13 protein-coding genes are annotated in these 14,091 nt (G+C 59.3%); 3 read left to right on the forward strand and 10 right to left on the reverse strand.

Annotated elements, in window-relative coordinates; translation table 11 throughout:
- The first annotated feature begins 345 nt into the window (after positions 1–345).
- Positions 346–1,596 carry a GFA family protein gene (locus ACVWW1_RS42120; protein WP_456659944.1) on the forward strand — a complete coding sequence of 417 codons (1,251 nt, stop codon included), beginning with the start codon at positions 346–348 and terminating at the stop codon, positions 1,594–1,596.
- Positions 1,589–2,254 carry a 2OG-Fe(II) oxygenase gene (locus ACVWW1_RS42125; RefSeq protein WP_456659945.1) on the forward strand — a complete coding sequence of 222 codons (666 nt, stop codon included), beginning with the start codon at positions 1,589–1,591 and terminating at the stop codon, positions 2,252–2,254. The genes ACVWW1_RS42120 and ACVWW1_RS42125 overlap by 8 nt, the downstream gene beginning before the upstream one ends.
- Positions 2,255–2,634: 380 nt before the next feature.
- Here the strand turns inward: ACVWW1_RS42125 and ACVWW1_RS42130 are convergent, their stop codons facing one another.
- The 10 genes from ACVWW1_RS42130 to ACVWW1_RS42175 all read right to left on the reverse strand — a co-directional run bounded on the left by ACVWW1_RS42130 (position 2,635) and on the right by ACVWW1_RS42175 (position 13,982).
- The gene (locus tag ACVWW1_RS42130; RefSeq protein ID WP_456659946.1) at positions 2,635–2,820 is read right to left on the reverse strand and encodes a hypothetical protein; all 186 of its coding nucleotides are present in this window, start codon (positions 2,818–2,820) and stop codon (positions 2,635–2,637) included.
- Positions 2,821–3,539: 719 nt separating this feature from the next.
- Positions 3,540–4,838: a preATP grasp domain-containing protein gene (locus tag ACVWW1_RS42135; protein ID WP_456659947.1), complete on the reverse strand. Its 1,299-nt coding sequence runs from the start codon at positions 4,836–4,838 to the stop codon at positions 3,540–3,542.
- Between the two features lie 174 nt (positions 4,839–5,012).
- Positions 5,013–6,548 carry a class I adenylate-forming enzyme family protein gene (locus tag ACVWW1_RS42140; protein WP_456659948.1) on the reverse strand — a complete coding sequence of 512 codons (1,536 nt, stop codon included), beginning with the start codon at positions 6,546–6,548 and terminating at the stop codon, positions 5,013–5,015.
- 153 nt (positions 6,549–6,701) lie between these two features.
- Positions 6,702–6,965 (reverse strand): hypothetical protein, encoded by a 264-nt coding sequence (locus tag ACVWW1_RS42145; RefSeq protein ID WP_456659949.1) that lies wholly within the window; start codon positions 6,963–6,965, stop codon positions 6,702–6,704.
- A 968-nt stretch (positions 6,966–7,933) separates the two neighbouring features.
- Positions 7,934–9,058, reverse strand: a complete 1,125-nt coding sequence (locus ACVWW1_RS42150; RefSeq protein WP_456659950.1) for a M20 family metallopeptidase — start codon at positions 9,056–9,058, stop codon at positions 7,934–7,936.
- A gap of 359 nt (positions 9,059–9,417) precedes the next feature.
- The gene (locus ACVWW1_RS42155; protein WP_456659951.1) at positions 9,418–9,984 is read right to left on the reverse strand and encodes a flavin reductase family protein; all 567 of its coding nucleotides are present in this window, start codon (positions 9,982–9,984) and stop codon (positions 9,418–9,420) included.
- Positions 9,985–10,204: 220 nt separating this feature from the next.
- Positions 10,205–10,339, reverse strand: a complete 135-nt coding sequence (locus ACVWW1_RS42160) for a hypothetical protein (protein ID WP_456659952.1) — start codon at positions 10,337–10,339, stop codon at positions 10,205–10,207.
- A gap of 297 nt (positions 10,340–10,636) precedes the next feature.
- Positions 10,637–11,653 carry an anthranilate phosphoribosyltransferase gene (gene trpD, locus ACVWW1_RS42165; protein ID WP_456659953.1) on the reverse strand — a complete coding sequence of 339 codons (1,017 nt, stop codon included), beginning with the start codon at positions 11,651–11,653 and terminating at the stop codon, positions 10,637–10,639.
- Between the two features lie 536 nt (positions 11,654–12,189).
- Positions 12,190–13,797: an acyl-CoA carboxylase subunit beta gene (locus ACVWW1_RS42170; protein WP_456659954.1), complete on the reverse strand. Its 1,608-nt coding sequence runs from the start codon at positions 13,795–13,797 to the stop codon at positions 12,190–12,192.
- Positions 13,767–13,982 (reverse strand): biotin/lipoyl-containing protein, encoded by a 216-nt coding sequence (locus tag ACVWW1_RS42175; protein WP_456660803.1) that lies wholly within the window; start codon positions 13,980–13,982, stop codon positions 13,767–13,769. The genes ACVWW1_RS42170 and ACVWW1_RS42175 overlap by 31 nt, the downstream gene beginning before the upstream one ends.
- On the opposite strand from ACVWW1_RS42175, the gene ACVWW1_RS42180 reads away from it, so the two are divergent.
- Entirely contained in the window at positions 13,903–14,073 is a 171-nt protein-coding gene (locus ACVWW1_RS42180; RefSeq protein ID WP_456660865.1) for a hypothetical protein, read from the forward strand. The two genes, ACVWW1_RS42175 and ACVWW1_RS42180, sit on opposite strands and share 80 nt — an antisense overlap.
- Positions 14,074–14,091 lie beyond the last annotated feature (18 nt).

The raw sequence follows: 14,091 nt of genomic DNA on the forward strand, positions 1-14,091 counted from the left end.
TGCCTCATGTGGCATGAGCGCTCCCGATGGCGTGCGCGGCACAATATCTCACCATGATTCTGCACGCGATGCCTGGCCGCACGGGCCATTCACGGCATCGGACTGCCCTGGATCGGAATCCGACGGGATCGTCGCCGCTTCAATCAATGGACATGTTCCCATGCGTGAACAGGACCGGGCTCATGATGCCCCGCTATCTGTGGCCGCGAAGGTGCGCAGAAGGGAATTTCGCCTGGATGGTTGAACGCGATCACAAGCCCCATCGAGCCGGCGAGCCCGTTGATCTCGACTAGCCAGTAGTTGGTGCCGACGGCAAGTCGCTTCTTCAGGGCTCGTTCTCTCCTCATGGCCAAGGTTCAAATGACGTCTTCTCAAGCTTCTCAATTTACACCAGATCAGCCTCCGCAGATATTCTGCGAGTATTTGACTGAGCGCGCGCGAAATCTGTTTGGCCCACATCCGTTCGCTGCAGAGATGTCCGAAGAGCAGGTTGCCAGCCTGCTGCCTGAATACCTGGCGATGTCACAGGCGTTCCCGTACCTGCAGGCGGGGTCGCAAAAGGATCTCATATTCGATACAATACGTCACAATCGAGATCTTCCGAGGGACATTGAACTGACCAGCGTGGTCGCAAATTTCATCTGTTGGGATGAGACGGGTGGTTATAGCCGAGTTATCCAGGGCGGCAAGGCGGCGCTGCCCGATATTCTGGTGACTGAAAGCTTCCACTCGAACCTGCTTAGAAAGGATGCATCGCGACTACTCGGCAGGGCAATACAGCCCAGCTATGGCGCCACAACGAAGCGATACCTGCATTCGCTCTACGTGGGGTTGTCAGCGAAAGACCCTCTGGTGCGTTGCGCCAGCATGGTCGCTTTCGAGCTGCATGCTGCGGAGATGATCCAGTCGCTGTGGAGCACTCTGGTCAAAACCTTTGATGCCCGGTTTGACGATCTCGAGTACTTCAGAAACCATGTCGGCGGAGAAGATCCCGCGGAGAAATATCACGCAGATATGACAAGCCGGCTCATCGGCGAACTTGTGCCGGCTGACCGTCATCGCTGTTTCTTGCGTGAATTCGATCGAGCCTATCGGCTCAGCTTGCAGTGGTGCCGCGATCTGCTCCGAATTGTCTCACTTGAGGGAGATTGTCGAGCGGAGATCGAACACCGTGGTCGTTGTCATTGTGGTTCTGTCAAGTTCTACGTCCGAGCGCCGCGAGAGCTGTCTGCAGTTCGATGCAATTGCTCAATCTGCCAAATGTCCGGATTTCTGCACCTGCTCGTACCTGGCGATAAGCTTGGCATCGAGTGCGGCGAAGAATTCCTCACTGCGTACCAGTTCAACAAGAACATTGCTCGGCACACCTTTTGCCGGATTTGCGGCGTTAAGCCATTCTACAGGCCGCGCTCGAACCCCTCCGGATTCAGCGTGAATATTCGATGCCTGGATAAAAGAACGATCGAAAGCATAGCAATAGACGAGTTCGACGGCGAGCATTGGGAGCAAGCGTTCCGCTCGATGCACCGGGACCTGGGATGCTCTCTTGAAAATCAAAACCTGGAGGTGAATTCGAATGGCTCGCACAATGAGTGACAAATCCCGTCTTCTATCAGAAGAGGCTCTGACGAGATACCGCATAGAGCTGTTGGTGAAAGGTACGGTCGTGATCGGCCCCCAGACGTTATTCACCCACGATGACTTGACGAGGATCGATCAGCTGCAGGCTGAGATTCCCGAAGAAGAAGTGCGGCAGGGAGATGCCGGTGACTCGCACAACGTCTTTGTCAAACGCGTGAGGGTCGATCCGCCTGGTCGCAATCCTGCCAATGTGAACGGTACAGCGCCGGCGCAGATCATCGAACTACTTGAAAGGAAAGACCGTAGCTTCGCGCTAAAAAAGATCCTGGGAGGATCGCCAGATTTCGTGATTCGCCGATGCCAGATGCATCGTATGCCTCCTGGTTCTTTCGTTGGCATCCATTTGGATGCCGACAGCGACCCTGATTTTGAGTACTCAGTGATTGTGCAGCTCGCGCGAGACTTCGAGGGCGGTGAGTTCGTGGTGTATCCAAGCGCGTACGAACACCAGGTATTTCGACCGCCATTTGGGGCAGTGCTTGTTACCACATGTAGGCTCCGGCATGAGGTGAAGCCCGTACACACCGGCGAGCGCCGATCGCTGGTCTACTTCTGTTCAAAACGGAGCGGTGCAAACCGCCGCGTCATCGAAAGCTCTACCACTGTGAGGTGAGTTAGCGGGAATGGCCTTTGAATGAGTCGAGTAACGGGTGAGCTCTCAAGAGGTGAGATCGGCAGATCGACCCATCTTGCCGTGGATGTCCTGCGGGGCGTTTGTCGCTGTGCAATATGGGCCTTCGCTCAGGCTCGTTAAAGGTCGTCGGCTGAAGCCGCTCGGAAGCTTTGACCCTTCACGATCCGTGTCGCGGGCTCGCGCATTGAACAGTGCAGCCGGATTTTGCCAAGTTCCACTGGACCGAAGCGGCGCCGGGACATTAGTTCAAGGCGGGAAGCCGGGTTCTTCGACCAGGCGAACATCTCTAACCAGGTTCATCGTTTCGACGAGCAGCGAGGCGACCAGCGCGCCGGGACACTCTGGACGGCGCCGTCAATTCAGCTGATCCACTTGATGGAAATTGCTTTGACGCTCGTGAAGGTGGACGGCTTATCGGCGGGACGCAACTGCTCTGCGCGTTCTGCCTCATGGAGTTGCCGCGAACAGGCCGGCGACCAGCTGTCCTTTGCGAGGCCAATGTTGCTCGGCCTGCGGCTAACCGCGATGCCTGCAAAGGCCACCACGCGGAGTATCCCGGCGAAGGCTCATCGCCCGCCAATGCCCCAAGGGATGTTCCGGGGCAAGATCGGGACAAGACATCGTCACTGTCCTGGGCAGGTTTGCCGACGCGTGCGCGATCGTGTTCTCGCGCCGGGCGCAGGAAGCCCAGCGGTCATCAGGTTCTCGACAGCTACCACAACTAGCAAAACAGCCGGATGCTGGGGGCGCTTTGCGACGGCGTGTGCGGGACCGGGTTGTTGCAGGGGTCACGCGCCAGAAACGGACCCCTCAGCTGAAGCCTCTGCCTATCATTATGATTCCTCCGGCTCCCGCAACAGCACCGTTGCAGAGCAGCTCGCCACGTCTCGGCTCCCGCCTGCAACCTGCCGGCAAGGCCCGGCATCGGAACGGCCATGATTGCGGAGTGCTTGTGGTCGACGCCACGCGAGCGCTGATCGGACCATTGGCGCAAGGCGAGCGGCCAGACGATGAGCCGCTGCACCTCGAGCGCCTCATCGCCGATCGGCCGGCACACTTCGGGACCGGCTCAGGGCTGAGGGGTTTGGGCTGACAGAGGCCACTGGACCGATTCCGTCCTCACCAGGCCGGGCGGCCGGCTGAACAGCGCATGAGCGCGACCACAGGCTCCGCCTTGAGGAGCGCTGATCTCTCGATTTGGTTTTGCAGGCACAGGGCCGAGTTCGAATGAATGGAGGAGCTGGACAAGCCCCCGTGATCTCAATCAAGCCATCGACAGCAGCCGGTGCTGCAGATCGCGCGACGCGGGCCTGTCGCGCGCAATCACAACGCATTCCACCGTGCCGGCCTCCTGGTCGGCGGCAAGCGGGATCACACCCTCCTTGCGCGTGCGGTCAAATAGAAACCCGTCCTTGGCGAAACGATCATGCGCGATCTGGAGGGAGCTTGATCGAACGTTTCTCACGGATAAAACAACGTGGTAGCCGGAATAGTCGAAGCCCAGCAGCCGGACGGCAATGCTGTGTAACACCGAGCCGCCACCCCACCGGCCGTTCGCTTCATTAAACAGCAGCCGTCCGTCGTTCGAGAAAATGGCATCAATGTTGATCATTCCGCGATATCCCAGTCTACGAGCAAGGGACACAAATCGGTAGGCGTGCGCCTGGGCAGTCAACCATTGCTCATTCCCCAGGTCGCTTGGAAGCTCAAGTCCTGTCCAGATCAGAGCCCGTTCAGATCGATCCGTGCTCCGACGCAGTCGAATGTTCCCACTGTTGATGAAAGCGATCGAGCCATCACCCTCGATTTCATACTCGAGATAGAACAGAGATCGCGCCAGGTGGTACGATTCAACGACCAGCGTCTTGCATGATGCATTTGTCATCTCAGACCAAAGTGCGTCAGAATCAAACGACGGCCAGGCAATCCGCCGGGTATCTCTTGCCCCGGGTAGCGGACCGCCTTCATTGCTGGTCAGGATGACATTTCCGGCCCCACCGGCTCCATTGTCCAGCTTTACGATGACGCTGCCGGTCTCGGACCGCAGCGAGCTGACCGCTCGGAACAGTTCGTTTGAATTCGTCGTTATGGAACCATTGGGCAGCGGAAGTGCGACACTTGTCGCCAGTTGGCGGAAGTGGCTCTTGCGGTTCAACAGATCAGGCCCTCGCTGCAGAGCGAAGTCGTCCCCGGTCTGCGGTATGCCCAGCACGGCCGCCAGGCGTGCGACGCCTTCACTGGAGTAGCAGGGATACATGCTCCAGGATGATTTCTGACGAATATGGCTGTTGATTCGCTCAACAATGCTGTTGGACAGCAGTATGCAATCATTGAGGACCGGCACTTCGCGGCTGCCTTCAGGTACAAGCAACAAAAGAGTCGAGGCGTCGAAATTAAGCGTCGCGCCAACATAGGAGAGCAGATCCGCCGGGATGGATAGCGGGGAGACTATCAGGTCGCCCTCCTGAGCAAACCACGCTGAACGATAAGCCGAGTTGGCGGCCAACGAAAGTTGAGTTGCTGTCAGATCGGAGCCCGACATCTGGGCCGTACCGGCATTCATGATTATAATCCGCGGCATCAGTGACCTACGCACATTCGGATGTGATCAGAGAGGGGCGGCCAAAGTGGGCTGCCGCGCAACCTGTAGTGGCCATGACCGAAAAGGTCTTTTCGCGCCGTCACGATGTCACCTGCCGTGTCGCTGGAAGGTACGCTAGCCTGCAATCCGCCGACCTCAATTGCCGTCGCCTTTCGAGCTTGATTGGGTGCCGGCTTCCTTCAGCATAAAATGCCGGACCTTGCCCAACGCAGTTTTCGGTAGCTGTTGCGTAAAAATGATCTCGCGCGGTACCTTGAAACGGGCGAGCTGTGACTGGACATGCGCCATCAGCGCTTCCGCTTCGATCCGGGCGCCCGGTCGCCTGATCACATAAGCGACCGGTACTTCTTCCCAGCGCGGATGCGGTCGACCTACGACGGCGCAATCTGCAACATCCGGATGGCCCACAAGCACACGTTCCACTTCCGCCGGATATATATTCTCTCCGCCGGAAATGATCAGGTTCTTCTTGCGGTCATGGATCCAGAAATATCCATCGGCGTCGCGGCGACCAATGTCGCCAGTGCGGTACCAGCCCAGATTCAGAGCCTCGTGCGTTGCCTCTTGATTCTTCCAGTATCCGCAGAAGACGTTGGGCCCACGTACTGCGATCTCGCCTGGATCACCGGGCGGCAGCTCGCTGCCAGCATCATCTATGATCGCAGCTTCGCAGCAAAGACCGGCGAGCCCGCTTGACCCCTCAGGCACGAGACCCCCGCCGAGTTTCGTATACACAGCGATCGGGCAGGTCTCCGTCGAACCGTAAACCTGCAGGACCGGCACGCCACGCGCGACAAAGAGCTCGACAAGGTGGTGGGGCACCATAGTAGATCCGGTACAGATTGCTCTGAGCCCGGACAGGTCGGTGCTGCCCCATCGGGCATTGTTGGTCAGGGCTTGCATCATGGCTGGCACCAGGACTGCCAGCGTGGGCCGGTCACGCTCGAACGCATCGAGCGTGGTCTCCGGTGTAAAGCGGCTGTGGATAGTGACCGTTGCGCCGTGATGCAAACTCGGCGTCGTCTGGATGTTCAGGCCACCGACGTGGAAGAGCGGCAAAACAGTCAAGGCGTGATCGGTCGAGGTGAGGTCATGCATGTGCTGACTCATGATGCCGTTCCAGAGCAACGCTTCCTGACGCAGCACGGCGCCTTTCGGTCGGCCTGTGGTGCCCGAAGTGTAGACGATCAGAAGGGGGCAAGACAGGTCCGCACGTCGATTGCGTCCGTCACCACAGTCTGCGTCCAGGAGATCGTCCAGCTTGTTTCCGCCGAGAGGCGCAAAGTCCAACCCGACGAGAGAAGCATCGGGCAGGTGCCTCGTCACAACAGGCAAGACTGCGTCGAAGGCCTGCTCAAGCACCAGCACCTGTGCCCCGGAGTCGGACAGAATGAAAAGCTGCTCGGCGGCCGCAAGGCGCCAGTTTAACGGTACGAGAATTGCGCCGAGCCGCGCGCAGGCATAGAGCAGCACGAGATAATCAGGTCGGTTGAGGCTAAGGATCGCGATCCGGTCTCCTCTCTCGACGCCGAGCTGGCTCTTGAGGGCGCGAGCGACCCGCTCGATCCGTCGAGTGAGGCTGGCGTAGCTGAGAGTCTGTCCTTCGAAACGTATCGCGGCTTTGTCGGGAGCATACGCCGCGTTGCGCTCAACCAGTGTGCAGAGATCCAACTTATTCCCCGTATGCCTCAGCTCCGCACAATACGTTCGTTTCGATGCGCTTCAGCCGGAGCTCGGAACTGCTTCGCGGGACATGCTCCGGCTCCCCGTTGCAGAGGCTATGATCACGCAGACCTAGCAGGACAACACAGTTATTGATGGTTGTCATGGATCACGAACAATGGATATTGCTTGAGGAATCTCGGGCGATTGATCACCCGATCTGTTCTGCTCGGCAGTGGTCGTGTGCATCTGCGCGTGGTGATAGGCGCACCACGACGACTGTTTCTTGCCTGGTTTTTGACAGACAGGCTCGCCGCACATATAGGCAGCTCTGGTATCTCCATCCTTGAAGCCGATGATGGCCCGGCATTGGCCCTCAATATGGTCGAACAACAGGACCTTGTTGACGCCGTCGGGCTTTTTCAACCTGCTACTCCAGAATGCCAGGCAATCTCTTCGGATGCCGCGCCGGTCGCGCCGAGCGATACTTGCAGCTCAGGCCCCTTTGAAAACCTCCGCAGGCTCATGGTCTGTCGCACATTTGCGCGATGAGAATGCCCTGCCATGGAAGGCGGTATGAACAGAGCGAAAAGCCGGTCCGGTGAACTGATTCTGGCGCGGTGTCCCGCCAGAGGAGGGGTCGGCTTCAATGTCGGGAAGCGGCGGCGCCCTGCGGGGGCGCTGCATCGAGGTCTACATTGATCTCTTCTGACCTCACCTGCTCGCTGCTGACCCGGCTTACGGCAGCCACATAGTATCGGTTCTGGAATGCTCGACCATTGGCAGCTAGCTGCGAGCCGTAAGGTTGCGGTCAAGACGCGCTGCATAGCTGTTTCGACCGACACGCCGTCGGGAATGAAGATCATGACCAACCAATGCGGGGCGGCTCTGACCAGCTGAGACATTCGTCAATCCTTCACAATCCCGGCGGCGGAGGAAGATGCGTGCCAACCTCAAGATCGTACAACTTAACGTTAGGTCCGATTCAAGCCCTTTCTGGCAATCTCTGTGAACATGCCAAAGGGTTTGGCGGGACCGACCGCCGGGGTGAGTGGACAGCTTGCAGCGCGCGATCTGCGTCAGAAAGTCTGCCCTCCCGTTAGTTTCGCAGCCGACAAGTCCGTTGTCGGAAACGTTCGCGCGTCCACGATCGGGTGCTCGCTGCCTGCCGCCAATTGCGCGCCGACGTCCGCTGTACCATTGAACAGCTCGGTCGCTTCTGCCCGCAGCCGAGCTGCCGTGCCAAGTGGTGGATCTGATCATCGTTTCGATCAGGTCGGCGTGATGGTCGGGCAGCGTATGGCACTTGCGGCTTCGCGGGACGAGCCGTTGCGATGTGCCGCCCGCTCTCTTCCAACGTACGTCGCGGTCGCGGACTTCGCCTGTTGCTTGAATTAGCGTAGTGTCTGATAGAGGCGATACAGCAGCCGCGCGCGAGGTTCAATCGATGAGGTGTAGAGTTGCTCATAATGCGTATGCGCGCCCTTGCCGTCGACGCCAAGGCCGTCGAGGGTCGCGGTAAGCGGCGCGGTGAAATTGCCGTCGGAGCCGCCGCCGCTGAACGCGTCGAGCAGTTCGAATCCCATCCCGGCAGCAAGCTGCCTGGCGTGTTTGTAAAGCGCGGCGCCGGCGTTGCTCTTTTCATACGGCGGACGGTTCAATTCGCCTGACACCTTCACGCTGACGCCATCGGTGCGCGAAGTCATGCGGAGGATCCTCGGCACCAGCTCGTCGGCATGAGCCATGGTCGGCACCCGCATGTCGACTTCCGCATACGCCTCTTCGGCGATCACGTTCGGCTTGGTGCCGCCGCGGACGACGCCGACATTCACGGTGATGCCGCGCGTGAGATCGTTCATCGCCTCGAGTGTCTGGATCACATGGCCGAGTTCCCGGATTGCGCTGCGGCCGTCCTTCCGACGCGTGCCGGCATGCGCCGGTGCGCCCTTGATGGACACCTTGAAGCGGCCAACGCCCTTGCGTCCGGTGACGATCTTGCCGCCCTCGCGCGCGGGCTCGGTCACCAGCACGTATTTGGCCTTGCGGCCCTCGGCCTCGATCAGCGTCCGAGAGGTGGGGCTGCCGATCTCCTCGTCCGATACGTAGAGCTGGGTAATGCCGAGCGGCGGGCGTGCGTCATCGGCGCAGATCTGCCGGAACGCATGATAGGCGAGATAGGCGCCGCCCTTCATGTCGTAGATGCCGGGGCCGAACGCGCTGTCGCCTTCGATCTTGAATGGTAACCGTTCGATGAATCCTATCGGATGAACGGTGTCGAGATGGCTCAGCACCAGAATGCCCGGAACGTCCTGCCCCCAGGACGAGCGTGCGGCCAGGTGATCGCCGCAGCCGTTGCGCCCCGCAACGCGCTCGACGCTGGCCGGCAGGTCGCGATAGCCCGCCGCGACGAGATCAGCCAGCTTGTTGACCTGATCCGGCCGCTCCGTCGGGGACTCGATCTCGACCCAACGACGGATGCCGTCGAGGATCGCGGAGGTTTCAAACGGGTTGCTGGACATAGTTGTCTGGCGCCCTCGAATTCGACTTTCATCGCTCGCGCAAGATCATGGTACGATCCACTTGCCCGCATCAGGATCGCGCACGGAGATCTTCAGATTGGCCGATTGTTGTGACGCAGTGTGACTTCGAACCCTGATCTTGCCGCGGCAATGATGCTACGCGCCTGCCGACGATAACTGAGCTACCAAAGCTGGTAGTTTTCGTCGGGACTATGCAGGCTCAAGCTGCCGTACGGCGTTAGTTAGTCGCGAGGTGCGCGGACTTTTCAATACAAGCTGAACCCTGTAAAAGACCAAATCCATCCACCAGTTGCCCGGACGATTGTTCGATGACTACCGCTCCCCTATCGATCGTCCGTTCAACGCTTCTGCCGTCCTGACGGCATTCTGTACAACCGCACTCGATCAGGCGGCAAGGGTCGAAGCGCGCCCTGGAAGTTGATCAATGGATTGCCGTGACCAGCCCGGGCCGCGACAATTCGTCCGATAAAGATCGTATGTGTGCCAATCATCTTATGATCATACAAAACGCATTCGAGCGCGCAAAATGCGTTCGCCAATAGCGGTACATCGAGGACGCCCTGATCCCAGGGAGCGGTATTGAAGCGGTGAACACCTTTCGCCGCCTCCTGACCGCCAAAACTCAGCGCAAGGTCCTTCTGATCACCGCGGAGAAGACTGATTCCAAAACTGCCGCTCGCGAGTATCTCATCATGCGCCTCAGAGCGGGCATTGATGCCGACGAGCAGGCACGGCGGCTCCATGCAGATGGACGTTACAGAACTCACCGTCAGTCCACGTCGTCCGGCGGCCCTTCCGGTCGTTACGATGGCCACACCGCTGGCCAGATTTCGCATGGCCTGACGGAACTCTGCCGGCTGGACAGACGGCATGTCCCCAACCACAGGAACGAACTGCTGGCTCATGATCTGCCTCTGGAGTTATGCTGCATTTATGATTCCTCCGTTACCAGAGATGACTTGGATTCCTCTTGCGCCTGCAATCGGGCGCGCGGTGTCGCAATGTGTGACCAGCGTTCACGGATTGAGACCGGGTATGACATCGATGTCCTTTAGATCAGCTCAATGATGACCTGACGGACGTGCAATATCTCGCCGCGTTGCGGCATCGGCGCGCTTAATGCACTCATAAGAGAACACGCTTTTTTGCATCGAGAAGATGCTCATCGAGCGTCGCGTGCAGAACACGCCGCAGCTCCGGCGGGATGGAGCTATCTTTATCGATCAATTCGCGAAACTTCCGAATGATGCGTTCGATCATTGCGATAGATCCGTGTGCTTCCACGTTCTGCGAGGACATCATCTGATTCATCTCCTTTGGAGCGCAGCGCACGCCGTTGGGTCCCCACCTCGGCAATAGGGGACTGCAATAGGCTCTCGCCGATGAACAGGGTTGGCTCCCGCACCGCGCCCTTAACGCGAATTGCTTTGATCACGGCGCGGGCAGGTGGCGCATGCTCCTCGATGTCCCGCGGAAGCGACGCCCATTCGTAGCTGCAATCTGTGCGCGCTTGTGAGCGTCGGCCTTCGTCGGAACTTTGGAACATCTACTCGGCTGTCACGCGTTGGAAACCGCGATCAAGCGCTTCAGTCGAGCGGCTGCCGCGCCACGGTCAAGCGCATCTTGTCCAACTGCTACGCCTTCCTGCAGCGTCGAGGCCCGGCCGGCCACGATCAATGCCGCCGCCGCGTTCAAAAGTGCTGCGTCGCGAAATCGACCTGGTGAGCCATCGAGCACGCTTTGCAACGCGACGGCATTAGCCTCGGCATCGCTGCCGCTCTGCAGCGCGTCGTTGCGGCAGCGGGGAAGCCCGGCTTGTTCCGGCGTCACTTCGAAGACGCGGACTGTACCCGCCTCAAGCGCGGCAACAAAGGTCGGGCCGGTGAGGGTTATTTCGCCGAGCCCGTCCGAGCCATGAACCACCCATACCGATTCGGCACCGAGGTTCTTCAACACGTACGCCAGAGGCTGGATCCATTCGCGAGAGAATACACCAACGGTCTGCCGCTTGACCCTGGCCGGATTGGACAGGGGCCCTAGCAGATTAAAGATTGTGTGGATCCCAAGTGCCGTCCGGATCTGGCCAACGCGCTGCGCCGCCGGATAGTGGGCTGACGCAAACAAGAAGCCAATGCCGGCTTCGTGCACACAACGTGCAACGGCCTCAGGCTTAAGATCGACCTTGACCCCGAGACGCGCCAACACGTCTGCTGCGCCTGAACCTGAGGACGCAACGCGGTTGGCATGCCTGGCAACAGGAACGTCGGCGCCGGCGACGATAAAGGAGGCGCACGTCGACACGTCGACCGAATAGGCAACGGTGTCGCTCGTGCTAGCGATATCGATGGGGTCGCATGCCGCCTCGACCTGCGGCATTCGCTTGCGCATTGCGGAGGCTGCGCCGGTGACTTCTTCGACCGTTTCGCCCCTGACTCGCAATCCCATCAACAAGCCACCGATCTGGGAGGAAGTCGCATGACCCGACATCATGCTGTCGAATGCTGACGCAGCTTCCTCACGCGTCAGAGTGGCGCCGTTGGCAACTTTGCCGATGATCGATTTAAGCGCTTCCATCGAACTTCACACGTTCCTTGTCCAAATCTGGGGCTCTTCCGTTCGACGGGGCTTTCGTTGAAGAAACATCGGCTGCCTTGATGAAGCTGACCGACCCATCCGCGCGCTGCAGATGCGTCGTTGACGCTTGAGGTATCGGTCGGTTTGGCCGCCGGCGTCCTGGGAAGGCTACAACCTGACGCTACGTGAGAGTCAAGCTGTCCATTTCGTCGTGCCTTCGACAAGAGATCGGCGGCCGATGAGAACAGTGCAGTCGCATGGCGCCAGCGCCGACGGCAGTGTCTGCTGCCGCGCTTGTGCGTCAGCAGCGGACTCTTGATCAGGATGTTCCTGCCGACACCGCATCCTTCGAAGCCTTGCGGCTTGCCGGTACCACCGTCCTGGCGCGTTGAAGTGGCTTCGGTGCTGATCTCGCTCCCACAAAACAGCCCCGCCAGATTGTAAATGAGTGTGCGCAGGACGCTACCTTCATACAGCAATGGAGACTTCCGCCGATCCGCCTGTGTCGGGGCGAGCCGCAAGTGTTTGGTCCTGCTTTACAGTCGGAATACGCCGTACTGCGGCGCGTCGATCGGCGCATTGAGCGAAGCGCTCAACGCGATTGCGAGGGCGGTTCTGGTATCGACAGGATCAAGAATGCCATCGTCCCAGATTTCGGACGTCGCATAATAGGCGCTTGACCGCTCGCGATATTCTTCAAGAACTGGCTCTCGAATGGCTGCCAGTTGCTGCTCCGAGAGGTGGCGCCCGGCGCGAGCCAATTGTCTCGCCTTGACATGGGTGAGAACACCGGCAGCCTGTTCGGCACCCATCGCAGAGATCTGGGAATTCGGCCAGCTGAACACAAATCGAGGATCAAACGCGCGTCCCGACATGGCGTAAGTTCCTGCGCCGTGGGAGCTATTACAAATGATTGTAAACTTTGGGACAGACGCGCCGGACACAGCCATGATCAGCTTGGCGCCGTCCTTGGTGATCCCACGCCGCTCATATTCGCGGCCAACCATGAAGCCCGTGACGTTCTGCAGGAAGAGCAGAGGCGTCCGGTTCCTGTCGCATAACTGAATGAAATGAGCACCCTTTAGCGCGCTGTCGCCGAACAGCACGCCATTATTGGCAATGATTCCGACTTGATATCCATGGAGCCGGGCAAAGCCGCATACGAGTGATGTCGCATAGCGTGGCTGGTACTCATGAAATCGACTGCCATCGACCAGACGAGCGATGATCTCCCGCATATCGAACTGCGCTCGCGTGTCCTTTGGAATGATACCGTAGAGTTCGGACGCATCATAGGCGGGCGGCTCTGGGGTTACGTGATCGATCCGGGTCTTCGCCGGCTGGTGGAAGCGAGCGACGACGTTGCGGGCAATCGCGATTGCGTGGATCTCGGAGCTTGCAAAGTAATCACTGGTGCCCGACACGCTGGTGTGCATGAGGACACCGCCCAGCTCCTCGGCGGAGACTTGTTCGCCTGTGGCAGCCTTCACGACCGGAGGGCCGCCGAGAAAAATTGCTCCCGTACCTTCGACCATAATGTTATATTCACTAAGCGCCGGGACGTAGGCCCCTGCCGCGGTGCAGTGGCCCATGACGATGGCGACCTGCGGTACTCCCATCTTCGAGAGAATGGACTGATTGCGCAGAATGCGACCGGCATGGTAGCGATCAGCGAAGAACTCCGCCTGCAAAGGCAGGAAGCCGCCGGCGCAGTCGCACAGATGAACCACCGGCAGGCGATTTTCGATGGCTATATCCAGGGCTCGCACGATCTTCTTGACCGAGAGCGGATACCACGCGCCGCTCTTCACGCTGGAATCGTCAGCGTGAACAATCACTTCGCGACCTGCAACGATGCCGATGCCGACCACCTGGGCGGCGCCGGGCACTTCACCGTTGTAGGCCTTGTTAGCGGCTAGCGTGGAAAGCTCCAGGAGCGGAGTTTCCGGATCGAGCAACGCCGCGAGCCGCTCGCGAACAAACAGTTTATTCTGCCGGCGCAGCCGCTCGAAGTCCCGCTCGGGTCTGTGGAAGCGGGCGAGGCGTTGGTGCTCCTTCAATTCGGCGGCGAGTTGTCTGTTATGGAAGTCGTTGCGACGAAACTCCTGCGAATTCACGTCCGCCGCAGAACCGATCCGCTGCATTTCAGAGCCCTTCGTTGAACAGCGTGACGAGCACGGCGTCGTGCTCGAAGCTCTCGCCTTCCTTGACGTGAATTCGCTCGACGATGCCATCCCCGGGGTGATCGTATGATTGTTTCCAGCTTCATGCTTTCAATCATCATCAGCGCCATTCCCGCCGAGACTGATTCACCAGGCGAAACCGTGATCGCAACAACCACGCCGGGCATCGGCGCCCGGGCCACCAGGGGAGGGGTCTCGCTATTGCCGGAAGCACAGGTTCGCAGTGGATCGCTGTAGCGCAAAATGCGCGTTCTG

This window comes from Bradyrhizobium sp. JR3.5 (assembly GCF_054057015.1).

Coding starts and splice junctions, on each gene's coding strand:
- ACVWW1_RS42135 (WP_456659947.1), bottom strand. CDS start 4,838: ATGAATGCCGGTACGGCCCAGATGTCGGGCTCCGATCTGACAGCAACT.
- ACVWW1_RS42125 (WP_456659945.1), top strand. CDS start 1,589: ATGAGTGACAAATCCCGTCTTCTATCAGAAGAGGCTCTGACGAGATAC.
- ACVWW1_RS42160 (WP_456659952.1), bottom strand. CDS start 10,339: ATGATCGAACGCATCATTCGGAAGTTTCGCGAATTGATCGATAAAGAT.
- ACVWW1_RS42180 (WP_456660865.1), top strand. CDS start 13,903: ATGATTGTTTCCAGCTTCATGCTTTCAATCATCATCAGCGCCATTCCC.
- ACVWW1_RS42150 (WP_456659950.1), bottom strand. CDS start 9,058: ATGTCCAGCAACCCGTTTGAAACCTCCGCGATCCTCGACGGCATCCGT.
- ACVWW1_RS42120 (WP_456659944.1), top strand. CDS start 346: ATGGCCAAGGTTCAAATGACGTCTTCTCAAGCTTCTCAATTTACACCA.
- ACVWW1_RS42170 (WP_456659954.1), bottom strand. CDS start 13,797: ATGCAGCGGATCGGTTCTGCGGCGGACGTGAATTCGCAGGAGTTTCGT.
- ACVWW1_RS42155 (WP_456659951.1), bottom strand. CDS start 9,984: ATGAGCCAGCAGTTCGTTCCTGTGGTTGGGGACATGCCGTCTGTCCAG.
- trpD (WP_456659953.1), bottom strand. CDS start 11,653: ATGGAAGCGCTTAAATCGATCATCGGCAAAGTTGCCAACGGCGCCACT.